Source organism: Pseudoduganella rhizocola, from assembly GCF_045984285.3.
Lineage (GTDB): Bacteria > Pseudomonadota > Gammaproteobacteria > Burkholderiales > Burkholderiaceae_D > Rugamonas.
In genome coordinates this window covers 146,306-171,009 of record NZ_JBJQIK030000010.1, presented here as the reverse complement: position 1 = coordinate 171,009, position 24,704 = coordinate 146,306, and the positions used below count along the sequence as shown (strand labels likewise).

Sequence of the window (24,704 nt, the reverse complement as noted above, 5' to 3'; positions counted from 1 at the left end):
TGCCGCTTACAGGTCCTGCGCGATCGTGCCTTCGTGCGAGCTCGTGTGCGTACCGCCGCTACCCTGTTGCAAGCGGTACAGTGTGCTATTGGTCGGTCCGTCATAGCTGATAGTCAGCTGATACGGTTTGTTTGGCACCAGGCCCGTGGCCAGGAAGGGGGAGCCGGTCCCCGGTACGCGCCATTCATAGCCAGTCGATTGAGTGGCTGCCCGATTGAAGATAAGGGCGGCGCGGCTATCCACGAACACCGCCGCAGAATTGGCATCGGAGGCTAGTAGTAATGCCGGCGTCACATTCGCAACATTGTTTTCGGCTTGATCGTTGGCGGCCGGGTTGATTACGGTCAGGAAGAACTGGCCATCCTGGCCGTTCGGCACACCGGCTGCTTCGATCTCGACCCGGTAGCGGCCATAGTCAGAGTCCGGACCGGCCGGCGCTTGCGGCGCAGCAGGGGCAAAGTTATACCATTTCCAGGCGCCGTTAATCAGCATTGGTGCGGTAAAACGGCAGTCATGCCCGTACACTTCGGCCGTGATATTGCCGGTCCACTGCAAGCAGTCGTTGCTGGCATCGGTCTGAATACCGCCGGCCTGGCGGATCACGGCATTGTATGGGAGTAGCACCTGCGCCGTTATCATGGCCTCGCCGGCGCGCGAGGTGAATACGCGTGGCCCGTTGCCGAAATCGAAGTTTGTGCGCCCCTCGTTAAGGTTGGTTTTTACAGCGTTCTGGTTATGGATGCCCCATTGGAAATGGAGCAGGGCAGTTGCCTTGCGGGCATTCATCGTTCGCACTGCATCGAACACCACTACGGTGGCCTGGGTGCCGGCATTGCGCAGCAATACGATATCGCGCAGATAGCCGCGCTCTTGCACCAGTTTGCCCGGCAAGTAGGCTTTGCTGGCATCGCCCTGGGCATAGGCATAGCCAGGCTGATTCTCGACATAAGTGATGCCGCCCACCACGTTAGCGCCCGCCGGCGGTGTGATTTCTTCCAGCGTTGGCGCTTGCTGGCGGCCGTTCAGCCACTGCCCGCCGTCGTTGCTATAGGGACCGAAACTGGTATCGTCTGCAGGGTTGTCGAGGATAACAATGGTGTTATGGGCGATGCTGCGTGAATAGTAGTTATTCCAGTGAACCGTCTCATAATTGTCGTAAATGCCCGAGTCCAGCAGCAATGGCGTGCGGTAAAACAAGGAGAAGCTGTTGGCGTCCAGATGTTGGTGGTTCCTGCTGATGAAAGGCGTTGATCTGAAATCCACGACTGTCGCGTCCTGTTTGTTCCAACTGTCGCGCATGACGAACTGGCCGCTGGAACGTGAGGCGCGGGCCAGTGGCAAGCGCGCCAGTATCGCTGTCGGCTCGCCGATCGGGCCGTATAGCAAATCCTCCCATGCCGAGTGGGCGTTGAGGATGGCTCGGCGTGGCAGCACCTCTTCCTTGTAGAAGCTGAGACCTTCCGGCGTTCCATTTTTCGCCGCAACGAGCGCCAGTTGCCCGACCGCTTCGTTCCCCGGCGTCAGTCCATAAGAGTCGCTGCTCGCCGGATAGAAACCGTCTGCACGCAAGGCGTAGATGTAGGGGAATACAATCCGGGAGAGCCAGGAGGTATCAAACATCGGACCGGTCACCGATCCCGGCGCCACTACGCGCTCCCACATCAGGAGCCGCTCGGCGACTTCGCCGCCCACCGATCCGTATGCATAGCCGGTATGGTAGCCGCCGTGTACGGCGATCTGCTTCCATGCCGGGACGAAGCCCGATTTGAAATGGTTGTAGATTGTGTCGATCATTGGTTTCACGGCACTTTGCTCGTCCACGATGGCGAGCAGCCCAAGTGCGGCACCAAAGGCATCCGATTGCATATGTCCGGAGATGTATGAGCGTGCCGTGTTGGGTCCCGCATAAGGCGTTGTAAACGCTACGGGAGTGGTGCATGTGAAATTGGATGTGAGCGGATTGTTCGGGCCGCACACCACAGCTGCCATTTCCGCGGCGCGCGCCGTTTCCCTGATGGCGTTCGCCAGCTTCGCCCGATAGCTGAACGGGCTGCCTGGCGCGATAAGGTCTCCCATCGGCTCGTAGACATAATCGAACAGAAGGCCCATGGCGCCGATGCGCGCGCTCATGGACCAGGCGGCGCCGGCATTCCGGGGAGCGGCGTCCAGCCGCAAGGCATACAGCTTGGCGGCGTCCGCATAGCGCGCCTTTTCTGCCACGCTATCCGTGAGCAGGTAGGCCAGGCCGAGAATGCGGGCTGGCGCGGTTATCTGGTTGCGGCCTTCGCTCAGGATGGCGTCGCAGGCCACGCCAGCAGGTGGGTTTTGCATGCATTTTGCGTTGTTCTTCACGAATTGGTCAGCTTCGAATATCAGGCCGAACCAGTTTTCGTGTGCTGTCCGGTTGATGACGGGAGTACGCACGCCGTTGGCATCAGATAGCTCGATAAAGTTAAATTGATCGTTACGTCGTCCCAGCAGCATCAATTGACGGGGCGACGGCTGCCAAGCGACGTTGAGTGCTACGGTCTCGCCGTCGACCGTCAAGTCTGCCGTGCCGTTCGCCCGCCAGTAAAGCGCAACAACCACCTCGTCGCCTAACTCCGGATCGATGATTTTCACACCAACTTGGCCGGCGCCGCTGCGTAGCGAAACTACGATTCTCGCCCGCCCCGCTGTATCCGCGCCGTCTTCATGCCGGATCACAAAAGCTGGTCCCTGTTCATCATTCGGGCCGACGACTGGCAGGTTCACGTTATCCGTGCCGGCAATTTTGGCGCCGGGTGTGAACTTAACGATGAAATGGCCGCCGCCGGGATCCAGCGCGGGTGTGAACACCCCTGCCTTCAAGCGAGTAATATCGTCCAGCGTGATATAGAGGCGCGGGTGGCCCGGCTTGACGGGGCCTGGCATCTGGGCGAATGCAGGACCCAACAGCAACAGCAGAAGTAGTGCAGACCAGCACCGGGAGATGCTCATTATTTGCTCCTCTGTCTCGTGGTCATGTAACGCTACCATGCGCCCATGCGCGCACAATTGAGCTGATAAAAAAGCAACACTTGCGGCATGAAACTCGCCCGACTTGACAGCAAACCTACTAGAAGGTAGGCTGTCGCAATGAACAAGGCATCGAGCACTTCCGACGACATCCTGGCATGCGCCCGCAAGCTGATTGTGGCGGGAGGCTACAACGGCTTCAGTTATGCCGATATCTCGGAGACCGTGGGTATCCGCAAGCCCAGCATCCATCACCATTTCCCCAGCAAGGTGGACCTGGTACAGACGCTGGTGGCGCGCTACACGGAGGCTGCGCAGCAGGGCATAGCGTCGCTGGAGGAGAACGTCAGCGATCCGCTGGAACTGCTGCGGGCGTATATCGGCTACTGGGCCACCTGCATCGAAGACGACAGCGCGCCGTTCTGCATCTGCGCCTTGCTTGCGTGTGAAATGCCCATCCTGCCGGAGCCGGTGGCGCTGGAGGTGAAGGCTTATTTCCGCTTTCTCTCGCAATGGCTGGTGTCGGTGTTCGAGCGCGCGGCGCAGGCCGGGCAAGTAACTCTGCACCGCCGGCCGGTGCTGGAAGCGGAGGTGTTCATGGCAACCGTGCATGGCGCCATGCTGTCGGCGCGGGCAACGGGCAATGTGCAGGTATTCGGCGCCGTCATGAATTCGCATCTGGAACAGGTCACGGCGAAACGGTAGTAAAATTTTTTTATCAATTAACCTACCAACTAGTCGGTAGATTTAGGAGAACGAGATGAGCAATACAACGACACAAGGCGGTACCCAATGGCTGAAGCGCTACTACTACGGCCGCGCCGCATTTTCCATACTGTGGGTGGCGGCGGCGCTCGCCATCGGCAGGCATTCGGCCGGCGTCGCGGCAGCGCTGCTGGTGCTCTATCCGGCATGGGATGCGCTTGCGAACTATATTGACGCTGCCCGCAGCGGCGGCCTGGGTAACAGCCGCCCGCAAATGATCAACATGGTAGCCAGCACGGCCGCCGCCATCGGTGTGGCGCTGGCCCTGCCCAGCATCAACCAGGTAGCAGCTGTGTTCGGCGCGTGGGCGATTTTCGCTGGCTTGCTGCAGCTGGGCGCCGCGCTGCGCCGCTGGAAGCATTTCGGCGCGCAGTGGGCCATGGTGCTGAGCGGTGCGCAGTCGGCACTGGCCGGAACCTTCTTTATCCTCCAGTCCCAAACCCCAACGCCGCCGGCGCTGGAGAACCTGGCAGGCTACGCGAGCTTCGGCGCCTTCTATTTCCTTGTTTCGGCCATATCGCTGACCATCGGCTCGCGCCGCGCTGCCGCGCCGGCAAAGTGAGTATACTCGCGGGACCATCATCGAAGCGGGCATCCCGGCAATGCATATATGGGTCGACGCGGACGCCTGTCCTGCGGTAATCAAGGAAATCCTCTTCCGCGTTGCGGAAAGGCTGCAGCTCAACGTCACACTGGTGGCCAACCAGCTGATGCGCGTGCCGGGCTCGCGTTTCATCCGCGCGCTGCAGGTGCCGGCCGGCGCCGATGCGGCCGACGCGGAGATCGTGGAGCGCCTCAGTCCCGGCGACATCGTTGTCACCGGCGATATTCCGCTGGCCGCGCTGGTGCTGGACAAGGGCGGCAAGCCGCTCAACCCGCGCGGCGACTGGTACACGCGCGACACCATCGCACAGCAGCTGACGATGCGCGCCTTCATGGACGAGCTGCGCGGCGCGGGCGTGGATACCGGCGGCCCGGCCGCCTTCAGCCAGGCTGACCGCCAGAACTTTGCCAATGCGCTGGACCGCGAACTGGCGCGGCGGCCACGCCCAGGCGCCGTTTAGCCTTCGCGGGTGGCCAGCACACGGTCCACCAGCCCATACCCGGCCGCCTGCTGGGCCGACATGTAATTGTCGCGGTCCGAATCCTTTTCGATCTGCGCCAGCGTTTGTCCGGTCCGTTCCGCCAGCAGGGTGTTGAGGCGCTGCCGCTGGTACAGCATCTCGCGCGCCTGGATCTCGATATCGGCCGCCACGCCCTTGGAGCCGCCATGCGGCTGGTGAATCATGATGCGGGCATTCGGCAGCGCATAGCGCTTGCCGCGCGCGCCGGCGGCCAGCAGGAACGAGCCCATGCTGGCGGCAAAGCCCGTGCACAAGGTGGAAACGTCCGGCTTGATGAACTGCATGGTGTCGTAGACCGCCATGCCTGCATACACCGAGCCGCCGGGCGAATTGATGTACAGCGAAATATCCTTGTCGGGATTGTCCGATTCCAGGAACAGCAGTTGCGCGACGATCAGGTTGGCCGACTGCTCGGTCACTTCGCCCACCAGGAAAATGACGCGTTCCTTCAGCAGGCGGGAGTAGATGTCGAAGGCGCGTTCGCCGCGTGCGGTTTGTTCCACAACGGTAGGCACCAGGCCGAGGGCAAGGGGAGGGTTCATGTTGATCCTTTGGTTTCATGTGTCGTACCCTTGACGCTTGTGCGAAGGCCGGCGTGACGGCGAAAAAAATATAAACTGGCGCTGTCACATTCGGGGCCGGCCGAGCGTCAAGTGGTGCCAGCACCAGACAGGAGATTTCCGATGCCACGCATTACCGATACGGACGGCGCGCTGTTCGAACAGCTCCGTCCCCGCCTGAAGGCGATCAGCGCCCGCATCGTGGGCAGCGAAGCGGAAGCGGAGGACGTTGTACAGGACTGTTTTCTCAAATGGCAGGGCGCCGAACAGGCGGCGCTGGCCACGCCTGCGGCATGGCTGACCACCGTGGTGCAGCACCAGTCCATCGACCGCCTGCGCAAGCGCGCCCGCGACGGCGCGGCGGCGCGCATCGCCATGGAGCTCATGCCGGAACCGGAACCTGCGCTGCCGGAAGACGGCCTGCTGCGGGGCGCGGAACTGGCCGAGGCGCTGGCCCGCATGCTGGCGACGCTGTCCCCGTCCGAGCGCCTGGCACTGGTGCTGCATGAAGTATTCGACTGCGAGCACGCCGCCATTGCGGCGGCGCTCGGCACCCGTACCGTGAATGCCCGCCAGTACCTGGCGCGCGCCCGGCGCCGCTTGCGTGAACGGGAGGCGGAGATACCGCCCGGCGAGAAGCTTTGCCGCGAATTGATCCGCCGCTTCCAGGCCGCCATCAACGGCATGGACCTGCCGGCCATGGTCACGCTGCTGGGAGAGGAGCAGCCGGTTTCCGTGCGCGCATCGCTCCGCCTGCGCATCGATGCCTGCGCCAACGATAGCTGCTACCACATGGCGCTGGCGGCTTGACTTGTGGTGTATCTACACTAAAATGACGGCATGACGAAAAAAGCGCGGGAGCCGGACGCCGGCCTGGTTGACGAAGTACTGCAGAACTGCCTGCTGACGCGTACGCGCTCGATCGCGCGCGTGATTACGAGCATCTACGACAATGCCCTGCGCAGCTACGGCGTGAACGCCTCCCAGTTTTCCATGCTGGTGCGCATCGCCCGCATGAACGGGGCCAGCCGCGCGGAGCTGGGCCGCGCCAACCACCAGGAGCGCTCGACCTCCACCCGCAACCTGCAGCTCCTGCTGGATGAAGGCTGGGTTGAAGAGGTGGTGCCGGAGCGCGGCCGCAGCCGTCCCATCATATTGTCGCCGGCCGGCCGGGCCTTGATGGAGAACGCCATGCCGGCCTGGCGCGAGGCGCAGGCCGCGGCGAAGAAAATGCTGGGAAGGGAAGGCGCGGAAGCGCTGCTGAGCATTGCCGGCGCGCTTCCTTCGGAGTCAGCGTAAGGCCGGCGGCGCCGCGAATGCGGCGCGTATATGGTCTGCCGCCTGCTTCGGATCCTGCAGGTGCGGGTAGTGGCCCATCCCTGGCAATACCGTTTGCCGTACACCGATCTTTTCCGCGAATTCTGCGCCCATCTCCTTCTTGATGTAGATGTCCTTCTCGCCCCACAGCACTGTTACCGGCGTCTTCAGCCTGGCCAGGTTGGCTTCCAGGTAGTCCTGATCGCGCGTGAAGTGCGAGTAGTAGTGGTAGAAGGCATCGGCCGGTGTAAGTCCTTCGCGGCGCCAGCCCGCCGCCAGGTCCTGTTTGTATTCCCCTTGCAGTTCGTATTGCTCGCCAGGCTGCAGGCCGCGGCGGAAGGCGTTTTCCAGGATTTCGTCGCGGTTGCTGTTCATCGCCGCGTGTACCACGCTGGCCGAGGGCTGGCTTTTCAGGCCTTGCAGGCTGTCGAACATGTATTGCGGACGGTTGAAGGGGGCGAAGTCGCCCACGATGATATGCCGCGCAATGGCCGGCTGTTCCACCGCCGCCAGCAGGGCGGGCAGGGCGCCGATGTCGGTGGCGTAGATCACCAGCGAAGCGCTGTCGATGCGGCTGGCCCGGATATAGTCCTGCAGCACGGCGGCGTAGTCCGCCGGCGCATAGGCGAACTGGCTGGCCGCGGGCCGCTGCGACTGGCCGAAGCCGGGCCAGTCGAAGGCATGCACTTCGTATTCCCTGGACAGCGCTTCGGCCACTTCCTTCCACGCGTACAGCGTTTCGGGGAAGCCATGCAGCAGCAGTACCGTTCCTTTCGGCTGCGGCGGCCGCAGCACCATGCGCCGCAGCTGGAGGCCAGGGCGGGCCTGTATCGTTTCAATCTTCATGGTGGACTCCGTGGCTGGAGGGGCATGGTGCGCGTGCGCCGCCTTGCTGTCGGGGACCGTGACCCGCACGGTCTCGCTGCCGACGATCTTGTGATTCGGATCCGCCAGTTCCATGAGGATCTTGTGCGGGCCGGGCGTGAGGCCGACCAGGATCAGCGGATCGTTGCTGGTGTGCGCCCAGGTGCCCGGCCAGCTGTCGACGGTGATGTGCAGGTGGCCCAGATGTGGCGACACCTCGGCGGCTTTGGCGCCGAATACCGGCATCACCCGCAGGTGATCTGTGCGGAATTGCAGGATCACGACGCCGCGTGCCAGCGCCTCCGGCACAGGGGGATAGACGGTAAGCTTCGGCAGCGGCTCGGCGGCCAGCGGCAGTACTGGCGGCGGGCTTGCATCCTGCGCCAGCACGCCGCCAGGCGGCAACAGGCTCAGCAGCGAAGCGAAGAGGGTGCGGTGTAGCGTGGACATGGTTTTCCCTTCATTCATTCTGGTCATGGACATGGCTTTGTCAAGCTGCGATTGGCGCCGCTACGGCCGCCTTGCGGATATCGCGCCCGGCCAGTTGCGCGGACAGCAGGGCCAGCGCGACCGGAACGGCGGCGATCAGGCCCAGCAGGTGGCGGTTCGCCAGCGCAAGGCCGGCCGCCCCGATCACGCCCGCCGCCGACACGCCCACATACAGGGCTGCCGAATTGAGGCCCATCAGCAGCGGCGCCGCCGCGGGTGTGATGCCGATCAGGCGTGCCTGCTGCGGCACCACGAGGCCCCAGCCGCAGATGCCCCACACCAGCAGCGCAAGCACGGCCGACGGCAGGCTGGCGCTGGTCCATGGCAGGGCCAGGAAGTTCAGCACCAGCAGCGCGATGGCGCCGTTGATGATGCGCTGGCTGCCGAAGCGGTCGGTCAGCTGGCCCGCGGCCAGGTTGCCGATGGTCGCCGCAACGCCCCACAGCAGCAGCAGCCCGGCCAGTACCTGCGCGTCGCCGCCGGTTGCGCGGTCGAAGCTGGTGCCGATGTAGGTGTACACCGAGAACAGGCCGGCATAGGCCAGCAGCGTGGTGAGCAGGGTCAGCGCGACACGCCGGTCATGCAGCGGCGCCAGGCGCTGGCGCAAGCTCACCGGAGGCAGGGCGGGAATGGCGGGCAGCAGGAAATACACCGCCGCGCCGGCCGCCGTGCCCACGGCGGACACGAACCACAGCGTGTCGCGCCAGTTGCCGAGGCTGCCGATCAGGGTGCCCAGCGGCGAGCCAAGCGCGGTGGCGGTGGACAGGCCGGCGACAACGATGGCCAGCGCGCGGGCGCGCTTCTCGGGGGCCGCCAGTGCTGCGCCACTTGCTGTAGCGGTGGGGCTGTACATGGCGGCGCCGAGGCCGGCGATGAAACGGCTGGCCAGCACCCAGCCAATGGTGGGCGCCAGCGCCGTGATGACATTGCCGGCCACGAAAATCGCCAGGCCGGCGAGCAGCAGCTGCTTGCGCGGCACCTGCGCCGCGAAGGCTGCAATCAACGGCGACAGCAGGGCGTAGCTCAGCGCGTAAATCGTGACCATCTGCCCGGCTACCGGAACCGGTACGCCAAGGGATTGCGCCACCTGGGGAAGAATGCCGGCGATCACGAAATTGTCTGTGCCCACGGCGAACATGCCAACGGCAAGGGCGAATAAACGGCGGTCCATAAGATTTGCTCCATATGGTGTATATACACCAAACTAGGTAAGAATAAAGCTGCCATTGCCGGCAGCTTGGGATGTCACACAGTTTGGTGCATATACACCATAATGTCAAGCCCCTCCGGAATCCGGCAGCTTTGCGATCACCTTGATCTCGAACTGGAAGCCATACAGCCAGGTCACGCCGACGGCGGTCAGCGTGGGATAGGGCGCCGCGCCCCAGTACTCGGGCACCACCGCCCACACCTTCTCGAAGTTCGCCTCCGGATCGACCATGAAGACGGTCACGTCCACCACGTCGTCGAAGCTGCAGCCCGCGGCATGCAGCACAGCATTCAGGTTTTCAAATGCGCGCCGCACCTGCGTTGCGAGCTCGGGTTCGGGAGAACCGTCTTCGCGGCTGCCCACCTGGCCGGAGACGAACAGGAATCCGTTGGAACGGATGGCGGGGGAATAGTGGTTTTTCTCGTACAGCGCGCGGCGGCCGGGCGGGAATACGACGTCACGGTTGATCATGCTGGGCTCCTTGAAAATTATCTGGGCCCACTTTAACGGTTTGTGTTTTGAGGATAAACACGCGAAACTAGGCATCACTATTTGCGAAACCAAAACAATAGGAGCCGGCAGTGGACCGTTTCGATGCAATGAAAGCCTTTGCCCGCGTGGTGGAGGCAGGCAGCTTCACGAAAGCGGCGGCAACGCTGCAGATGAGCCGAACCAGCGTGACCCAGCTGGTGCAGCAGCTGGAGGCGCGCCTGCGCGTCAGGCTGCTCAACCGCACCACGCGCAAGGTCAATGTCACGGCCGATGGCGCCGTGTACTACGAGCGCGTGGTGCGCCTGCTGGCCGAGCTGGACGATACGGAAGCCAGCCTGCCCAATGCCTCGGCCACGCCGGCCGGCAAGCTGAAGGTGGATGTGCCAAGCCCGCTGGCGCGCATGATCCTGATGCCCGCGCTGCCCGCCTTCCACGCGCGCTATCCCGATATCCAGATCGATATGGGCGTGAGCGACCGCACGGTAGACCTGATCGGCGACAGCGTCGATTGCGTGGTGCGCGGCGGGGTGCTCGCCGACCAGTCGCTGAGGGCGCGGCATGTGGGCGACCTGCAGCTGAAAGTCTATGCAGCGCCCGGCTACCTGGCGCGCTGCGGCACGCCTTCGCATCCGCGTGAGCTGGAAGGCACGCAGCACCGCATCGTGGCTTTCCTGTGGGGCCGCAGCGGCAAAACTTATCCCATTGCCATGCGCCGCAAGGGCGAGCGCGTCGATGTCCGCGGCCAGTATGTGGTGGCGGTGGATGACGGCAACGCCTACCTGGCTGCCGGGCTGGCGGGAATGGGCGTGCTGTGGCTGCCGGACTACATGGCCAGGCCGCATGTGGCGAACGGCGAGCTGCAGCCGCTTTTTCCCGACTGGCTGCTCGATCCCATGCCTCTGTACGTGGCTTTCCCGCCCAACCGCTACGTCAGCACCCGCCTGCGGGTTTTCATCGACTGGATTGTTGAGCTGATGCAGGAGCATGGGCCGGTCGGCAGGCGGAGACTTGACGAAAATAATCAAGATTGACAGCAATTAATCAAATAAATAACCTGATCAAGCGGTAAGTGCAGCCATGAAAGTCGTGTTTTCACTTAAAAAAATCAGGAGACAAGATGAAAAAGATACGCCGGACCCTGGCACTCGCGAGCGTGCTTCCGGTTCTTCCCCTGTCGGCGCTTGGACAGGTGGTGGAGCAGGGCGCAGCCGAAAAGGGGACTATTGAATCGATCGTGATTACGGCAACGCGCCGGGCGCAGGCCATGCAGGATGTGCCGCAGACGATCAACGTTTTCTCGGAAAAGAATCTGAAGGATGCCGGCGCCCAGGACTTCGCCACGCTGGTGAATTCGATGGCGGGCGTGGAGCTGCGCCAGGAGCAGGGCGGGCAGGGCGGCGTGGCGGTGCGCGGCATCTCCGAACTGAACATGATGAACCTGTACGGCGGCACCGGTTCGGCCACCGGCATGTATGTGGACGAGATGCCGCTCAGCGCCGCAGGCCGTTTCCCCGGCCTGAGCGCCTTCGACGTGCAGCGTGTGGAGGTGCTGAAAGGGCCGCAGGGCACGCTGTTCGGCGAAGGTTCGCTGGCAGGCACGGTGCGCTTCATCGCCAACAAGCCGCGCTTCAACCAGCTGGCGGCAGCCACGGAAGCGATCTGGTCGAGCACGCAGGGCGGCGGCGACAACCACGCCGTCAATGCGATGGTCAACATTCCCTTCTCGGACAAGGCAGGGATGCGCGCCGTGCTGTTCGAGCGCGAAGACAGCGGTTATATGGATGCCCGCATCACCGACGGCAAGACGGTGTTCCGCACCCTGAAGGATGCAAACAAACAGCGAAGCAAAGGCGGCCGCATCCTGTTCCGCGCGGAGCCGGCCAGCGATCTCGCCATTTCCGCGATGGCGCTGGTGAACGAAGCGGACAACGGCACCCGCAGCCGCGGGCCGGAAGCAGGCATCGGTTCCTTCTCGATTCCGGAAACGCAGCACGACAAGCTGACCGCGCTGAACCTCACGGTGGAATACGAAACCGGCATCGGCAGCTTCGTCGCCAGCGCCTCGCATACGGACCGCAAGATTGCAGGCGATACCGACCAGGCGCAGACCATCGAAACCATCAACGAGGCGCTCGGCCAGCTGCGGCCTTTGGCGGTCGGCCTGCTGGGCGTGCCCTGGCCGGATGCCGCCACGGCGGTGCACAGCTTCCACAATTACAACGCCAAGGCCGATACGCTGGAACTGCGCCTGGTGTCGGACGGTTCGAGTTCGCTGAAATGGACGCTGGGCGGCTTCTACAAGAAGACCGACACCCTGCACCGGGCCGAGGCCAACTCCATTGCAAGGGTGCCGAAGGCGAGCTGGATGGCCGTCACGTCGGCGCTGACGGACGGCGCCTTCGAAATCGGCGAACCGCAGCTGGTCAGCGCGGTCTCCTCGATCAAGCAGAAAGCGCTGTTCGGTGAAATCTCGAAAGACTTCAGCAAGGAATTCCAGCTGCTGGCCGGCGGCCGCATGTTCAAGGAAACGCGTACGTCAAGCTCCACCTGGGACAGCGCCTTCGCCTTCCTCAGCGGCGGCTTGCCGCCCGGATCGTCGGGAAGCAGCGCTTCGTCCTCCCTGTTCAATCCCAAGGTGACGGCGAGCTATAAATGGTCGCCGGACGTGATGGGCTACGCCACGCACAGCAAGGGCTTCCGCAGCGGCGGCCAGAACGAGTACCTGCCTTTCACGCCGAATGCAGCGCCGGACTACAAGCCCGAAACGCTGGTGAACAATGAACTCGGCATGAAGACCAATCTGCTGGGGAATACGGCCAGCGTGAACGTGTCGGTTTACCGCATGCGCTGGGACGACCTGCAGCAGGTGGTGGAACAGGGCATCGGCGGCGTGGGCAAGGCGCTGGGCAATGTGGGCAGTGCGCACAGCGAGGGTTTCGACCTCGATGCGAAATGGATGCCGACGCGGCGCTTCGAACTGTCGTTCTCGGCCTCCCTGCTCAGGGCAGAACTGGATGACGACGTGGTGCTGGGCCCGAGCGCGGGCGATATCACGGTACCCGCAGGCACGCCGATTCCCGGCACCAGCAAGCGCACCTTCAGCCTTGGCAGCAGCTACCGCTTCAATGCGGGCGGCGCGCTGACCGGCTTCCTGGGGGGACGGCTGGCGCACCGCACCGAGATTATTTCCGACCTGCCGCACTACCAGAACAAAACGCCCGGCAGCACGGTGCTGGACCTGCGCTTCGGCGTCGAGTCGAAGAACTGGCAGCTGTACGGCTTCATCGACAACGCCGCCAACCGCAAGGTGGCGCTGCGCGAAGACTTCGACGGTCCTGACGTCTACACCCAGCAGCGCAACTTCTTCTGGGGGCGTCCGCGCACCATTGGCCTGAACCTGCGCGCCAACCTGTAGCAAACCGGCCGGCCGCCGCCGCGGCCGGCCTTTTCATGTAAGAAGAGAGGAATTCAATTGGAAATACACAGCACGCAGCCCGGACGGAACCGCACGGTCCTGGTGAGCCAGCGCTTCTTCGATGCCGCGGCAACTGCCTTCCTTGAGGAACACGGCTGCCATGTGCGGCTGGCGGAACTGCCGCCCGGCCAGGCCGATGGCGGCCTGCCGGAAGCAGCGCTGCAGGCCATGCTGGAAGGCGCGGACGGCTGGATCGTGGGCCATGCCCATGTCAGCCGCAGCCTGCTGGAGAAGCTGCCGCAGCTGCGCGTTGTGGCGCGCCGCGGCGTGGGCTACGACCGGGTGGACATGGACGCCATCCGCGACCTGGGCAAAGTGGGCACCGTGGCCGTGGGCGGCAACGACGCCTGCGTAGCGGACCACACGCTGGGCATGATGCTGGCGCTGGCGCACCGCCTGCGCGAATCGCAGCGCCGCATGGAAGCGGGCGACTGGACCATCCTGCCGGGCCGCGACCTGTACCGCAAAACCGTCGGCATCGTGGGCCTGGGCCGCATCGGCCGCGCCGTCGTCGAACGCCTGCGGGCCTTCCATGCCAACATCCTCGTGGCCACGCCGACGCCCTCGGAGACATACGGCCAGGCAAATAATATAAGCTATGTGAACCTGCCAACCCTGCTCGAACAATCGGACTATATTTCCTTGCACGCGCCCCTGACGCCCGAAACCCGCGCCCTGATCGATGCCGGCGCGCTCGCGCGCATGAAGCGCGGCGCCTTCCTTATCAATACCGCACGCGGCGGGCTGGTGGACGATGCGGCGCTGCTGCAGGCCCTCCTGAGCGGCCACCTGGGCGGCGCGGGCCTCGATGTGTTCCAGAGCGAAGCCGATCCTGCCATGCAGGAGGTCACGCGCCAGCTGCTTGCCCTGCCCAATGTAGTGGCCACGCCGCATGCGGGCGCCTCCACTCATGAGGGCCTGGAGCGCACCAATATGCTGGCGGCGCGCTGCGTTGTCGCGGCACTGGACGGCACGGCCATTCCGCCCGCCTGCCTCATCGCGGATGGCCGCCGTGCCAGGGAGGTGCAGCCATGCTAGCAATGAACGGCTTCGCCATGGTCGCCAGCTTCATGCTGCTGATCATGACGCGCAAGACGTCCGCCGTGGTGGCGCTGACCTTGATTCCCATGCTGTTCGGCACGCTGGCCGGCTTCGGCCCCCAACTCGGCGCAATGATCGCCACCGGCTTCACGCAGGTGGCGCCGATCGGCATCACGCTGATGTTCGCCGTGCTGTATTTCGGCCTGATGCTGGACGTGGGCCTGTTCGATCCACTGAGCCGCGCCATTGTGCGCCGCGTCGGCGACGACCCGCTGCGCATCGCGCTGGGCACCACGGCGCTGTCGCTGCTGGTGGCGCTGGACGGCGACGGCACCAGCACCGCGCTGGTGGTGTTCGGCGCCTTCCTGCCGATCTACCGCCGGATCGGGATGAACCTCATGGTCCTGCTTACCCTGCTGGGCCTCACCAATTCGCTGATGAACCTCACGCCATGGGGCGGGCCGGTGGCGCGGGTGTCGAGCGCTTTGCGCATCGATCCAAACAGCGTCTTCCTGCCCTTGCTGCCCGCCATGGGCATTGCCGCCGCCGGCATCTTCGTGCTGGCCTGGCATTTCGGCAAACGCGAGCGGCGCCGGCTGGGCTATACCGGCGGCAGCGTTGCTCCCGCTGTGGCCACGCTGCCGGAGCCGGACGTGCCGTTCACGGGCGGCACCGCCCGCCGCGTCGCGAACGTGGTGCTCACCGTGGGCCTGCTGGCCTGCGTGCTCACCAGCGTAGTGCCGCTGCCGGTTACTTTCATGGTCGGTTCCGCCATCGCGCTGCTGCTCAACTTCCGCACGCCGAAGGAGCAGCTGGCGCGGCTGGAGGCGCATGCGCACAACTGCTTCTTCATCATGCTGCTGATCCTGTGCGCGGGGGCCTTCACCGGCATCCTGAATGGCACCGGCATGGTGGACGCGATGGGGTTGTCGATGATCGAGGTGATTCCGTCGCAGGCCGGCCCGTACATGGCGGTGATCACGGCCTTGCTGTCGATGCCGATGACCTTCCTGCTGTCGAATGACGCCTACTACTTCGGCATCGTGCCTATCCTCGCGAAAACCGGGGCGGCCTACGGCGTGCCGGCGGTGGAGATTGCACGCGCCTCATTGCTGGGTTCCGCCGTGCACACGCTGAGCCCCCTGATGGCGTCGCTGTACCTGGTCACGGCGATGCTGAACGTGGAGATCGGCCCGGTGCAGCGCTTCGCGATGAAGTGGGCGATCTCCTGTTCGCTGCTGCTGATTGCGGGAGCGGTGGTGACTGGCGCCCTGAGCCTGCCGGGCTAAGCTTACGGCAGCGGGCCGCGGTAGTTGCCCCGCTGCCGTTTCAGGTCGCCGCTCTGGTACTGTTCGATGGCGTGCGCAATCCAGCCGGTTGCGCGCCCCAGCTGGAACACCGAGGCGCGCGCCTCCATGCCCACCAGGATGCAGGCCACCGCGCACATGAAGGCAAATGCCGGTTCGCGGTCCTGGATCTCCTTCACCGTTGCCAGCGCCTCCAGCAGGCGCTGGTAGCGCGGATCGTCGTGGAAGGCCTCCGCGCAGAAGGCGAGCAGGGCGCGTGCGCGCGGATCGCCATGCGCATACACATCTGAATTGAAACCCTTGAGTTCATCGCCCACCTGCGCGCGCCGCACGATCACGCCGCGCGGGTCGCTGCTGCCGATGATCTCGTGGATCAGGCGGCCCATGGACTCGATGTGGCTGAACTTCGTATGCCGTCCCGTGGAAACGGCCAGGCCGCCCACCAGCGCGCGCCAGGGCGTCACGCCGCTGCTGGCCAGCGTGCGCACTACCACCACGCTGGCCTCGAAGCCATGGTCGGCCGACAGCACCAGGATGCGGCGCACCACTTCCGAGCCAAGCGGCGACAGCTTCAGGCAGCGCGCCACCATTTGGTGTATCGGTTCCGTGGTGGGCAGCGGCGCATTCACGGTAATCGCCGCCATCCAGCGCAGGATATCGGCGCCGGTGCGCGCCATGCCGGCATGCGACAGGTCGTAGGCGCGCGGATTGGCTTCTTCCAGCAGGGGGAACAGGGCGGTGGCGCGGTTGACGGGGCTCTGGTCCCGGAACAGGCGTTCGAGTTCGGACCACAGCGCCGGCGCCTGGGGCGCCTTGTCGATGAAAGTGGAGGCTTCGTCGCAGCCCCACAGCAGGCTCGCGACGGTTTCCAGCGATGCGTGTTCGGCCAGTTCCGCCACGTTCCGGCCGCGGTAGAACAGGGCGTCTTCGGTAATCAGGGTGAGGGTGCTGTTCTGGGAGAAGATGGCGTCGTGCTGCGCAGGGGCTTTCTTCTGCATCAGCCTTTCGATATCGTCCTTCCAGTAGAGCCGCTGGCGGCTGCCCGGCACCGGCTTGGTGCGCAGGCCCTTGCGGCTCACATAGGCGTACAGCGTTTGCGCGCTCACGCCCAGCATGCTCATGGCGTCAGCTGCGGTCAGGTATTCCGCTTGGGGGGAAATCAGGCGTTTCTCCGATGACTGGTCGGCCATTGCGTATCGGCTCTCTCATGGTGGGATGGTGCGGCATATTCTAATCCATCCCTGCCGTGCCGGGGGCGCGCAAAGGCACATTCGCCAGCCAGGGATAGCGGCGCCGGTGCGCCGTTTCGAAGGCGGCAATCGCTTCGCGGTGGCGCAGCGAAGCGCCGATCATGTCCAGGCCTTCGAGGAACATGCGGCGGTGCCGTTCGTTCAGCGCGAAGCCTGCTTCGTGGCTGAAGCTGAACAGGCGCATGGCGTCGAGATCCACCCGTATCCGGTTGGTGTCGCTTGCCGCCGCATCCTGCGCCAGCCGGGCGATATCCTGCTCCGGCAGGGTGATCAGCAGCAGGCGGTTGTTCATCGCATTGTTGTAGAAGATTTCGCCGAAACTGGGCGCGACCACCATGCGCACGCCATACTGCAGCAGGCCCCACACCGCGTGCTCGCGGCTGGAGCCGCAGCCGAAATTGGCGCCGCCCAGCAGCGCGGCCGGGCGGCTGTACTGCGGCTGGTTCAGTACGCAATCCGCGCGCGGCCGGCCATTTCCGTCGAAGCGCAGGTCATACAGCAGGCCATCCGCCAGCCCGGCCTTGTCGATGCGGCGCAGGAACTGCTTGGGCATGATCTGGTCGGTGTCGAGATTATCGATCAGCAGCGGGGCCATGCGGCCTTCGAGGCGGTATTGTTCAGGCATGTGCGGCCCCCAGTTTACGTACGTCGGTAATGCGGCCGGTAAGGGCCGCGGCGGCGGCCATGGCAGGGCTCATGAGATGGGTGATGCCGCCGCGGCCCTGGCGGCCCTCGAAATTGCGGTTGGTGGTGGAGGCGCAGCGTTCGCCGGGCGCCAGCACGTCGTCGTTCATGGCGAGGCACATCGAGCAGCCAGGCTTGCGCCATTCGAAACCGCTGGCGGCCAGGATGCCGGCAATGCCTTCTTCCTCGGCCTGCCGCCGCACGGTCCCGGAACCCGGCACCACCATGGCGCGCACGCCCGGCGCCACCTTGCGGCCTTCCACAATGCGCGCAACTTCGCGCAGGTCTTCGATGCGGGCATTGGTGCAGGATCCGATGAACACGCGGTCGACCGCCAGGCCTTCCAGCGGCATGCCAGCCCGCAGCCGAGTGTATTCCAGCGCCCGCGCGTGGCCGGCGCTGCCGTCCGCTGCGGGAATCCGGCTGTCGATGGCAATCGCCTGGTCGGGACTCGTGCCCCAGGTAACGAAGGGCGCAACATCGGCGGCATGAAAGAAATGGGTTTCGTCGAACACGGCATCGGCATCGCTGCGCAGCAGGGCCCAGACCGAGGCGGCCTGGCTGCGCAGGCTGCCCTGCAGGTCGGACGCGCGCTCGAATACATAGTCGCGGGCCTTGCCGTCCGGCGCGATCAGGGCGGTGCGGGCGCCTGCTTCCACCGCCATATTGCACAGGGTCATGCGTGCTTCGATCGACAGGGCGCTGATGGCGCTGCCGGTGAACTCCACGGCAAAGCCGCGCGCGCCCTGGGCGCCGATGCGGCTGATGATATACATGATCAGGTCTTTGGCGCTGACGCCGGGCGCCAGTTCGCCGCTGACATCGATGCGCATGTCTCGCGCGGGCTTGTAGACCAGCGTTTGTGTGGCCAGCACATGCTCCACTTCGGAAGTGCCGATACCGAAGCCCAGCGCACCCAGCGCGCCGTAGGTGGTGGTGTGGCTGTCGCCGCACAGCACCACCATGCCCGGCCGGATCATGCCCAGCTCCGGCGCGACCACGTGTTCGATGCCCTGCAAGGCGTCGTTGGTATCGAACAGCGCAATGCCGTACTCGCGGCAGTTGCGCGCCAGGTTCCTGGCCTGCAGGGCCGACGGGCCGTCCTGGATCACCCGTATCGCGCTGGGATGCGTCGGGATGATGTGGTCCACCACGGCCATCTGCTGTTCGGGCCTGGCCACCGTGCGGCCCTGTTCGCGCAGCCCCGCAAAAGCCTGCGGGCTGGTGTACTCGTTCATGATGTGCAGGTCGGTGTAGAGCAGCACATATTCATCATCCAGCCGCGCGGCGATATGCGATTCGAACAGCTTCCTGTAAAGCGTGCTGGCCATGGCTCAGAACCTGTAGCCGACGAAGAAGGCGACGGAGTTCTGCGCTTTCTTCTCCACCACCGTGCTCTTTGCCGAATCGCCCAGAAGGCGGCCGGCATTGAGGCGGGCGCCCAGCGTCCACGACGGCGTGAGCGCGTAGCTGGCGCCGAGCTGGAAGGCGCCGCGCGTTGCGCCGGCGCCCGGCGCGTAGGCGGGCAGTCCGGAGCGCGCCGCCTGTGCGGGCGTGATGCCGAACGCGGTCTGCGCGTATTCGTCATTGCCGTAGGTGACGCTGAAGCCTGCGCTCAGTTCCAGTGCGGGCGTGGCGCGGGTCACTGCTTCCGCCGACAGGGTGGCGGTGAGGCCCAGGTCCTTGCCGCCGACATCCCACAGCACATTAGCGTTGGCGCGCAGCCAGTCGTGGCGGTAGCTGACGAACAGCCCGGCGCGGGTGGCCTCGTCGATGTCGCCCAGCCCCTTCAGGCGCGGCGAATCGGATTCCTTGCGTTCGCCGTTCGATTCGCGCGACAGCATGGCGCCGAAGGTGAAGTTGCCCGCATCGAAGGCGTTGTAGCCGATGCCCAGCCCGGCCTGGCCGCCGATGAAGAAGCGGCCGTAGGTAATCTTCCCGACCGGCTGCAGGTCGGTTTTGCGCTCGCCGGAGCCGGGGTATTCCGGCTTGCTGGCGACGCCCACGCCGATCATGCCGCGCCATTCGGCCGGATATTGTGTGTCGTCCGCATGGGCTGCCTGGGTGGCGAGGGTAAGGAGCAGGGGGAGAGTCAGCTTGTTCATGTGTTCAGATCCAGTTCAGTTTCAGGTTCAACTCAGTTCAATGCCAAGCAGCCGCACGTACTGCTGGCCGCAATGCATGTCGCGCTCCACCACGCCGCCCTGTGCGCTGGCGCGCGGGTAGGAGATCTTGAGCACATTGAGGCTCGGCACCGGGTAGTGGCGCACCATCGCCGGGTCCACGCCGAAAGCCGCCGCAATCGCGGTGGCCGACAGCGCGGGATGGTCGTGGTAGCGCTCGAAGTTGTATTTGCCGTCGAAGAAAAAATCCATCGTGACCCAGAACGGTCCCGCGTTCTTCGAGCGGATATGGCGGCATACCTCTTGCAAGGTGGTCATCGTGATTGTCCTTATTGATTGTCTTGGGAGAGGTCGACCCACTTCGTGCGCACCAGTTCATGCGGCCCGTCCGTTTCGACCACGTGATTCAGGCGGAACTCGTACACCGGTCCCCGTTCGATATCGGCCGGCGAGAAGGCGAAGCCGTAGCTGGGCAGCTCGGTGCCGAGCTCCATCGGGAAATGGAAGAACCAGGGATTGCAGGCCTTGGCGATATTGGTCGCCATCTCCTGGGTGGCGGCGGTGGCCACGAACAGCACGCCGATTTCACGCGGCGGCGGGGCGCCTTTCGGCACCGGCCGTCCGGAGACGGCATTCCAGCCGTACATGCGCAGCGAAATGTGGAAATCGCCCGCCGCCTCGCCGATGGTGCTGTGCACGCGGCCGTACAGCGCGGCCAGGAATTTGTCGTGGAAGGCGTCCACGTCGGCCAGCACATCCGGCTGCTCGATGCCGACCAGCATAATGGTCTGGTACTGGCCCGCGCCTGCACCTTCCAGCTTCATGGTGTAGGGTTTGTTCACCCATTCGGAACCGGTGACGCGCACCGCGCGCGCATCGAGCTGCGCGTACTGCGCCGCCGTCACATCCAGCACGCCGCCCGGTTCCACCAGCAGGAAGGGATCGCTGTTCTCATACAGCATATGCGCCGACACGCTCTCCGGCACGCAGCGGTTTTCGGTGCTCAGCGGCTCCACGTCGAAATGCTCGTCGCCGATGGTGATCAGCACGCCGGCGCCGCCGGCGGGATTGACGCTGCACTGGGCGCCACACTCGCCGATCTTCCCGGCGTGCCATGCGAGGCCGGTGGGCGCGCCGCGCATCAGCGGCACCGCTGCCAGCACGGCGGTATCGGTGGTGCGGCCGCCGAGCACGATATCGGCGCCGGCTTCCAGCGCGGCGATATACGGTTCCGGCCCCATCGCCGCCACGATATGGTCGCAGGAATCGATCATGGCGTCCGTCATCGGGCCCAGCACTGACAGGGCGTGGATCTTGCCTTCGGCGTTTTTCCGTTTCAGCACTTCCTTGCTTTGCTCGGAGTAGAGCAGGGCGATGCGCGGCCGGATGCCCAGTTCACGCGCCACTTCCACCGCGATCTCGCAGGTCCAGTCCACGCCGGCATCGCCGCCGGCCTGGCCGCATGAGCCGATCAGCAGCGGAATGCCTTTCTCCGCTTGCGCAGCCATCAGGATCAGCAGGTCGCGCTTCACCGCCTCGCGGTTGTTCTTGGAAATGCCGAGCGCCAGGTAGGCCGCTCCGCTGTCGGTCGACCCCGCGTCGGAGGCGATGACGTCGGCGCCTTGCTCCAGTCCGTAGCGCACTTCGGCGGCGCGCACGCCGGCCCCCAGAGAACCGACTGGCACGAGCAATCTGACCGCGCCGCCGGTGCCGTTTTTGACAGCCATGAAAGTTCCTTGTGTTGGTGAGTGACGGTTGACACTATCTTTTATGACGAAAAAACTGTCAATATTGATTTATGTCGTCAACTATCACCACCACAAGGCGGCTTGTTTACGTTCAGGCGGCGGCGCGCAGCAGCTCCTGGGCGCGGGTGGCGAGCGAGGACAGATAGCCGCGCCGCCACACCATGCCGATCGGGCAGCGTATGTGTTCGGAGCGCAGCGGCAGCAGGCGCACATTGGATGGCAGGGATTCCGGCGTCACCGAATGGGTATTCACCACGCTCACCAGCGACAGGCGCGACACGGCCATCAGCAGCGCCTGCAGGTTGTTCGCTTCCACCACCACTTGCGGCAGCGCCAGCTTGTGCAGGGCGAAGGCGCGTTCCATCTGCACGCGCGCATATTCATGCTTGCCCGAACCGGCCCAGCGGCATTGCGCCAGGTCTTCGATCACGATGAATTCGCGCTCGGCGAGGGGATGCTGCACGTTCACGATCACGCTGTAGCCGTCGTCGATCAGGTGGCACACCTCGAGTTCTGCGTCGATGTTGTCCGGCACCGGCAGCAGGGCGAGGTCCAGTTCGCGCTGCGCCAGCATCTCCAGCAGCGCGTCGCTGAAGGCGGCGGTGCAGCGCAGGCGGGCGGCGGGCCGCTCCTGCAGCAGCTGCGGCATCAGGGTGCGGTGCATGAAGTTCGATGCGGCCGGGCTGGCGCCGATGCGCAGGATGCCGGCCTGGCCGCCGCCCAGGTCGCGCGCTTCCTGCACGGCGTCGCCCAGGTCGCTGGCCAGGCTGCGGCTGCGCGCGAGGAAGGACTGGCCGGCCACGGTGAGTTCGATGCCCTGCGCCGAGCGCTGCAGCAATGGCACGCCGACCTTGCGTTCCAGCCGCTGCACCGCCTTGCTCAGGGCCGGCTGGCTAAGGCCGATGCGCAGCGCCGCGCGCGCCATGCTGCCCGCATCGGCAACGGCAATGAAGTAGGCAATGTCGTCATCAAGCATGGGGGTATTCCTGTCTTTTATAGCCAAAGCGGTTTTTTGTTATTTCATCTTATCGCAAGCGCGGATCAAGATACCAGTGCCCAAACCAAAAGGAGACGAACCATGAAACAAGACTGCAGCGAACAGGAATGGAAAGCGCGGGTGGACCTGGCGGCCGCCTACCGCCTCTACGCATTGTTCGGCTGGGACGACCTGGTGTTCACCCACCTGTCCTGCCGCGTGCCCGATGAACCCGGCCACTTCCTGATCAATCCCTATGGCCAGCTGTTCGACGAGATCACGGCCAGCAGCCTGGTGAAGGTGGACTACCACGGCCGCAAGGTGGCCGATTCGCCGTTCGACGTGAACCCGGCCGGCTTTTCCATCCACAGCGCGGTGCACGACGGCCGCAGCGATGCCTTCTGCGTGATGCATGCGCACTCGATCAATGGCGTGGCGGTCTCCGCGCAGAAGGAAGGCCTGCGGCCGCTGTCGCAGCAGTCGCTGTTCGTGCTGTCGTCGCTGGGGTATCACAACTATGAAGGCGTGGCGCTGCACGATGAGGAACGCCCGCGCCTGGTGCGCGACCTCGGCCCGAACATGTTCATGATGCTGCGCAACCATGGCCTGCTGACGGTGGCGGGCAGCGTGGCGGATGCCTTCCTTGCCATGTATATCTTCGAGGCGGCCTGCATGATCCAGGTGCGTGCGCTGGCGGGCGGGCCGGAACTGGTTTCCGTCCCGCAGCCGATTGTGGCGGGCATGGCGGCGCAGGCGGCGCAAGTGACCCGCGGCCTGGGCGGCGCGCTGGCCTGGCCCGGTCTGCTGCGCCGCCTCGACCGTGTCAATCCCGGCTACCAGCGATGAGGTAACTGGCCTCTTCGGGGCCATTGCTGTACAGTCCACCATGACAGTGTTTCAACCCAATCCCGAAAGGACAAGGCATGGTGGCTTCCCAAGACCTCGGCAAACTGATATTGCGCGCGGCGCTCGCAGTGCTGATCCTGTTCCACGGCTTCTCGAAGCTGGTCGGCGGGGTCGGCTTCATCACCGGGCTGGTGGCGAAGGCCGGCCTGCCGCCGGCCTTCGGCTATCTGGTCTACGTCGGCGAAATCGTGGCGCCGCTGCTGGTGCTGGCCGGCGTGTGGACGCGCGCTGGGGCGCTGGTGATCGCCGTCAACATGGCGGTCGCGGTGTTCCTGGTGCACCGGGGCGAGATGTTCCACATGAATGAGCATGGCGGCGCCGCCATCGAACTGCAGGCCATGTACTTCTTCGCGGCTGTGGCCGTCATGCTGCTGGGCGCAGGCCGCTACAGTGCGGGCGGCAGCGGAGGGCGCTGGAACTGATGTTCAGCGCTTTTGCTTTGCCGCCAGCTCGGTGGCGATGCGCTTGTCCAGCCGACTGGTGGCATCGGCCGCATAGTCGCGGCAGCCTTCGTATTCGATGAAGGGGTTTTCTTCCGCCGTGCGCGCCGCCAGCTTCTGCATCGTGTTCGTCAAGCCGGGATGGGCGGCCACGATGATGTCGCACTTCAGCGAGGCGACCTTGCGTATGCTCTGGCGGAACTGCGCCGTAATGTCGGGCTGCTTGCCATTGCCGGTGAAGTAGAAGCCGTCCGTAGAGATGGGATTCAGGCTGTCGGCATACACCATGGTGAGGCAGCCGCCGTTCTCGCAGGCGCGGAAGCTCCACGTGGTGCCGCCCGGCGTGTGGCCCGGCGTGAGGTGGGCGGTGACGGCGATGGTGCCGATGTAAATGGTTTCGCGGTCGCGCACCACGTTCACCTTGCTTACCGGGTCGAGCCGGTAAACCTTCCTGGCATCGTATTGCGGATCGTCGGGGCCCACTACGCCATCGCGCAGCACCTTGGCGGATGCCGGGCTGGCCACCACCTTGGCGCCCGACATGCGCTGCAGGGCAGGGATGCCGCCCGCGTGGTCGAAGTGGGGATGGGAATTGACGATCAGCTTCACATCCTTGATGTCATAGCCCGCCTCCTTGATGCTGGCCGCAATCAGCGGCGCGGATTGCGGCAGCGCGCCGTCCAGCAGGATATGACCCTTGGGCCCCGTCAACAGGATGGCCGACAGCTCCTTCGTTCCCACATACCAGGCGTTGCCGAAAATGCGGAAGGGCTTCTGCGGCTGGTTCCATTCCTTGCACATGCCGCAGTCGATCGGGGCGGACAACTCATCGTCCGCCATCGCGGTGGTGGAAAACAGGGTTGCCAGCAGGGCGGCATGGGCGGTGCGCATCATCGTGGCCATGGTCGGAGGTGGAGATGCGACATTCTATCCCAG

General features: G+C 64.6%; 24 protein-coding genes. 11 read left to right on the top strand and 13 right to left on the bottom strand.

What is annotated here, in order from left to right:
- Window positions 1-6: 6 nt before the first annotated feature.
- A complete protein-coding gene (locus ACJRPG_RS20545) occupies window positions 7-2,979 on the bottom strand; it encodes a heparinase II/III domain-containing protein (RefSeq protein WP_408001982.1) in 2,973 nt (990 codons plus the stop codon).
- A gap of 138 nt (window positions 2,980-3,117) precedes the next feature.
- Between ACJRPG_RS20545 and ACJRPG_RS20540 the strand changes: the two genes are divergently transcribed.
- From ACJRPG_RS20540 to ACJRPG_RS20530, 3 genes are read left to right on the top strand one after another with little or no spacing between them, the layout of a single operon-like run.
- Entirely contained in the window at window positions 3,118-3,702 is a 585-nt protein-coding gene (locus ACJRPG_RS20540) for a TetR/AcrR family transcriptional regulator (protein ID WP_408001981.1), read from the top strand.
- Between the two features lie 55 nt (window positions 3,703-3,757).
- Window positions 3,758-4,324, top strand: a complete 567-nt coding sequence (locus ACJRPG_RS20535) for a DUF308 domain-containing protein (protein WP_408001980.1) — start codon at window positions 3,758-3,760, stop codon at window positions 4,322-4,324.
- A 40-nt stretch (window positions 4,325-4,364) separates the two neighbouring features.
- Window positions 4,365-4,826: a YaiI/YqxD family protein gene (locus tag ACJRPG_RS20530; RefSeq protein WP_408001979.1), complete on the top strand. Its 462-nt coding sequence runs from the start codon at window positions 4,365-4,367 to the stop codon at window positions 4,824-4,826.
- Here ACJRPG_RS20530 and clpP read toward each other — a convergent pair.
- A complete protein-coding gene (gene clpP / locus ACJRPG_RS20525; protein ID WP_408001978.1) occupies window positions 4,823-5,428 on the bottom strand; it encodes an ATP-dependent Clp endopeptidase proteolytic subunit ClpP in 606 nt (201 codons plus the stop codon). The two genes, ACJRPG_RS20530 and clpP, sit on opposite strands and share 4 nt — an antisense overlap.
- Before the next feature lie 141 nt (window positions 5,429-5,569).
- Here clpP and ACJRPG_RS20520 point away from each other — a divergent pair, with 141 nt between their 5' ends.
- Both ACJRPG_RS20520 and ACJRPG_RS20515 read left to right on the top strand, forming a co-directional pair.
- Window positions 5,570-6,256, top strand: coding sequence for a sigma-70 family RNA polymerase sigma factor (locus ACJRPG_RS20520; protein WP_408001977.1), 687 nt, complete (start codon window positions 5,570-5,572; stop codon window positions 6,254-6,256).
- A gap of 30 nt (window positions 6,257-6,286) precedes the next feature.
- Window positions 6,287-6,745 (top strand): MarR family winged helix-turn-helix transcriptional regulator, encoded by a 459-nt coding sequence (locus tag ACJRPG_RS20515; protein ID WP_408001976.1) that lies wholly within the window; start codon window positions 6,287-6,289, stop codon window positions 6,743-6,745.
- On the opposite strand, the gene ACJRPG_RS20510 is transcribed toward ACJRPG_RS20515, so the two are convergent.
- From ACJRPG_RS20510 to ACJRPG_RS20500, 3 genes are all read right to left on the bottom strand, one after another.
- The gene (locus ACJRPG_RS20510) at window positions 6,737-8,077 is read right to left on the bottom strand and encodes a DUF6130 family protein (protein WP_408001975.1); all 1,341 of its coding nucleotides are present in this window, start codon (window positions 8,075-8,077) and stop codon (window positions 6,737-6,739) included. The two genes, ACJRPG_RS20515 and ACJRPG_RS20510, sit on opposite strands and share 9 nt — an antisense overlap.
- A gap of 40 nt (window positions 8,078-8,117) precedes the next feature.
- Window positions 8,118-9,287, bottom strand: a complete 1,170-nt coding sequence (locus ACJRPG_RS20505; RefSeq protein WP_408001974.1) for an MFS transporter — start codon at window positions 9,285-9,287, stop codon at window positions 8,118-8,120.
- Between the two features lie 105 nt (window positions 9,288-9,392).
- A complete protein-coding gene (locus ACJRPG_RS20500) occupies window positions 9,393-9,797 on the bottom strand; it encodes a RidA family protein (RefSeq protein ID WP_408001973.1) in 405 nt (134 codons plus the stop codon).
- Between the two features lie 110 nt (window positions 9,798-9,907).
- Between ACJRPG_RS20500 and ACJRPG_RS20495 the strand changes: the two genes are divergently transcribed.
- From ACJRPG_RS20495 to ACJRPG_RS20480, 4 genes are all read left to right on the top strand, one after another.
- Window positions 9,908-10,849 carry a LysR family transcriptional regulator gene (locus ACJRPG_RS20495; RefSeq protein WP_408001972.1) on the top strand — a complete coding sequence of 314 codons (942 nt, stop codon included), beginning with the start codon at window positions 9,908-9,910 and terminating at the stop codon, window positions 10,847-10,849.
- A gap of 86 nt (window positions 10,850-10,935) precedes the next feature.
- Window positions 10,936-13,233: a TonB-dependent receptor gene (locus ACJRPG_RS20490; protein ID WP_408001971.1), complete on the top strand. Its 2,298-nt coding sequence runs from the start codon at window positions 10,936-10,938 to the stop codon at window positions 13,231-13,233.
- Window positions 13,234-13,290: 57 nt separating this feature from the next.
- Window positions 13,291-14,331 (top strand): phosphoglycerate dehydrogenase, encoded by a 1,041-nt coding sequence (locus tag ACJRPG_RS20485; RefSeq protein ID WP_408001970.1) that lies wholly within the window; start codon window positions 13,291-13,293, stop codon window positions 14,329-14,331.
- Window positions 14,325-15,623 carry a CitMHS family transporter gene (locus tag ACJRPG_RS20480; RefSeq protein ID WP_408001969.1) on the top strand — a complete coding sequence of 433 codons (1,299 nt, stop codon included), beginning with the start codon at window positions 14,325-14,327 and terminating at the stop codon, window positions 15,621-15,623. Before ACJRPG_RS20485 ends, ACJRPG_RS20480 begins: the two co-directional genes overlap by 7 nt.
- 2 nt (window positions 15,624-15,625) lie before the next feature.
- On the opposite strand, the gene ACJRPG_RS20475 is transcribed toward ACJRPG_RS20480, so the two are convergent.
- The 7 genes from ACJRPG_RS20475 to ACJRPG_RS20445 all read right to left on the bottom strand — a co-directional run bounded on the left by ACJRPG_RS20475 (window position 15,626) and on the right by ACJRPG_RS20445 (window position 22,422).
- On the bottom strand, window positions 15,626-16,831 hold the full coding sequence (locus ACJRPG_RS20475) for a citrate synthase (RefSeq protein ID WP_408001968.1): 1,206 nt from the start codon (window positions 16,829-16,831) through the stop codon (window positions 15,626-15,628).
- A 40-nt stretch (window positions 16,832-16,871) separates the two neighbouring features.
- On the bottom strand, window positions 16,872-17,516 hold the full coding sequence (leuD, locus tag ACJRPG_RS20470) for a 3-isopropylmalate dehydratase small subunit (protein ID WP_408001967.1): 645 nt from the start codon (window positions 17,514-17,516) through the stop codon (window positions 16,872-16,874).
- The gene (leuC, locus tag ACJRPG_RS20465; protein WP_408001966.1) at window positions 17,509-18,906 is read right to left on the bottom strand and encodes a 3-isopropylmalate dehydratase large subunit; all 1,398 of its coding nucleotides are present in this window, start codon (window positions 18,904-18,906) and stop codon (window positions 17,509-17,511) included. The genes leuD and leuC overlap by 8 nt, the downstream gene beginning before the upstream one ends.
- 3 nt (window positions 18,907-18,909) lie before the next feature.
- Window positions 18,910-19,680: a MipA/OmpV family protein gene (locus ACJRPG_RS20460; protein ID WP_408001965.1), complete on the bottom strand. Its 771-nt coding sequence runs from the start codon at window positions 19,678-19,680 to the stop codon at window positions 18,910-18,912.
- Window positions 19,681-19,707: 27 nt separating this feature from the next.
- Window positions 19,708-20,016, bottom strand: a complete 309-nt coding sequence (locus tag ACJRPG_RS20455) for a DUF4387 domain-containing protein (RefSeq protein WP_408001964.1) — start codon at window positions 20,014-20,016, stop codon at window positions 19,708-19,710.
- Window positions 20,017-20,027: 11 nt separating this feature from the next.
- Window positions 20,028-21,425, bottom strand: coding sequence for an acyclic terpene utilization AtuA family protein (locus ACJRPG_RS20450; RefSeq protein WP_408001963.1), 1,398 nt, complete (start codon window positions 21,423-21,425; stop codon window positions 20,028-20,030).
- A 112-nt stretch (window positions 21,426-21,537) separates the two neighbouring features.
- Window positions 21,538-22,422 (bottom strand): LysR family transcriptional regulator, encoded by an 885-nt coding sequence (locus tag ACJRPG_RS20445; RefSeq protein ID WP_408001962.1) that lies wholly within the window; start codon window positions 22,420-22,422, stop codon window positions 21,538-21,540.
- Between the two features lie 36 nt (window positions 22,423-22,458).
- Here ACJRPG_RS20445 and ACJRPG_RS20440 point away from each other — a divergent pair, with 36 nt between their 5' ends.
- Together ACJRPG_RS20440 and ACJRPG_RS20435 are read left to right on the top strand one after the other, a co-directional pair.
- Entirely contained in the window at window positions 22,459-23,268 is an 810-nt protein-coding gene (locus tag ACJRPG_RS20440) for a class II aldolase/adducin family protein (RefSeq protein ID WP_408001961.1), read from the top strand.
- 77 nt (window positions 23,269-23,345) lie between these two features.
- The gene (locus tag ACJRPG_RS20435) at window positions 23,346-23,750 is read left to right on the top strand and encodes a DoxX family protein (protein ID WP_408001960.1); all 405 of its coding nucleotides are present in this window, start codon (window positions 23,346-23,348) and stop codon (window positions 23,748-23,750) included.
- A gap of 3 nt (window positions 23,751-23,753) precedes the next feature.
- On the opposite strand, the gene bla is transcribed toward ACJRPG_RS20435, so the two are convergent.
- Complete coding sequence (gene bla, locus ACJRPG_RS20430) at window positions 23,754-24,671, bottom strand: subclass B3 metallo-beta-lactamase (RefSeq protein WP_408001959.1); 918 nt, start codon at window positions 24,669-24,671, stop codon at window positions 23,754-23,756.
- Window positions 24,672-24,704 lie beyond the last annotated feature (33 nt).

Bases quoted from the DNA above. Each gene is read 5' to 3' on its own strand.
- ACJRPG_RS20545 (WP_408001982.1), bottom strand. From the start codon at position 2,979: ATGAGCATCTCCCGGTGCTGGTCTGCACTACTTCTGCTGTTGCTGTTG.
- ACJRPG_RS20540 (WP_408001981.1), top strand. From the start codon at position 3,118: ATGAACAAGGCATCGAGCACTTCCGACGACATCCTGGCATGCGCCCGC.
- ACJRPG_RS20535 (WP_408001980.1), top strand. From the start codon at position 3,758: ATGAGCAATACAACGACACAAGGCGGTACCCAATGGCTGAAGCGCTAC.
- ACJRPG_RS20530 (WP_408001979.1), top strand. From the start codon at position 4,365: ATGCATATATGGGTCGACGCGGACGCCTGTCCTGCGGTAATCAAGGAA.
- clpP (WP_408001978.1), bottom strand. From the start codon at position 5,428: ATGAACCCTCCCCTTGCCCTCGGCCTGGTGCCTACCGTTGTGGAACAA.
- ACJRPG_RS20520 (WP_408001977.1), top strand. From the start codon at position 5,570: ATGCCACGCATTACCGATACGGACGGCGCGCTGTTCGAACAGCTCCGT.
- ACJRPG_RS20515 (WP_408001976.1), top strand. From the start codon at position 6,287: ATGACGAAAAAAGCGCGGGAGCCGGACGCCGGCCTGGTTGACGAAGTA.
- ACJRPG_RS20510 (WP_408001975.1), bottom strand. From the start codon at position 8,077: ATGTCCACGCTACACCGCACCCTCTTCGCTTCGCTGCTGAGCCTGTTG.
- ACJRPG_RS20505 (WP_408001974.1), bottom strand. From the start codon at position 9,287: ATGGACCGCCGTTTATTCGCCCTTGCCGTTGGCATGTTCGCCGTGGGC.
- ACJRPG_RS20500 (WP_408001973.1), bottom strand. From the start codon at position 9,797: ATGATCAACCGTGACGTCGTATTCCCGCCCGGCCGCCGCGCGCTGTAC.
- ACJRPG_RS20490 (WP_408001971.1), top strand. From the start codon at position 10,936: ATGAAAAAGATACGCCGGACCCTGGCACTCGCGAGCGTGCTTCCGGTT.
- ACJRPG_RS20480 (WP_408001969.1), top strand. From the start codon at position 14,325: ATGCTAGCAATGAACGGCTTCGCCATGGTCGCCAGCTTCATGCTGCTG.
- ACJRPG_RS20475 (WP_408001968.1), bottom strand. From the start codon at position 16,831: ATGGCCGACCAGTCATCGGAGAAACGCCTGATTTCCCCCCAAGCGGAA.
- leuD (WP_408001967.1), bottom strand. From the start codon at position 17,516: ATGCCTGAACAATACCGCCTCGAAGGCCGCATGGCCCCGCTGCTGATC.
- leuC (WP_408001966.1), bottom strand. From the start codon at position 18,906: ATGGCCAGCACGCTTTACAGGAAGCTGTTCGAATCGCATATCGCCGCG.
- ACJRPG_RS20460 (WP_408001965.1), bottom strand. From the start codon at position 19,680: ATGAACAAGCTGACTCTCCCCCTGCTCCTTACCCTCGCCACCCAGGCA.
- ACJRPG_RS20455 (WP_408001964.1), bottom strand. From the start codon at position 20,016: ATGACCACCTTGCAAGAGGTATGCCGCCATATCCGCTCGAAGAACGCG.
- ACJRPG_RS20450 (WP_408001963.1), bottom strand. From the start codon at position 21,425: ATGGCTGTCAAAAACGGCACCGGCGGCGCGGTCAGATTGCTCGTGCCA.
- ACJRPG_RS20445 (WP_408001962.1), bottom strand. From the start codon at position 22,422: ATGCTTGATGACGACATTGCCTACTTCATTGCCGTTGCCGATGCGGGC.
- ACJRPG_RS20435 (WP_408001960.1), top strand. From the start codon at position 23,346: ATGGTGGCTTCCCAAGACCTCGGCAAACTGATATTGCGCGCGGCGCTC.
- bla (WP_408001959.1), bottom strand. From the start codon at position 24,671: ATGGCCACGATGATGCGCACCGCCCATGCCGCCCTGCTGGCAACCCTG.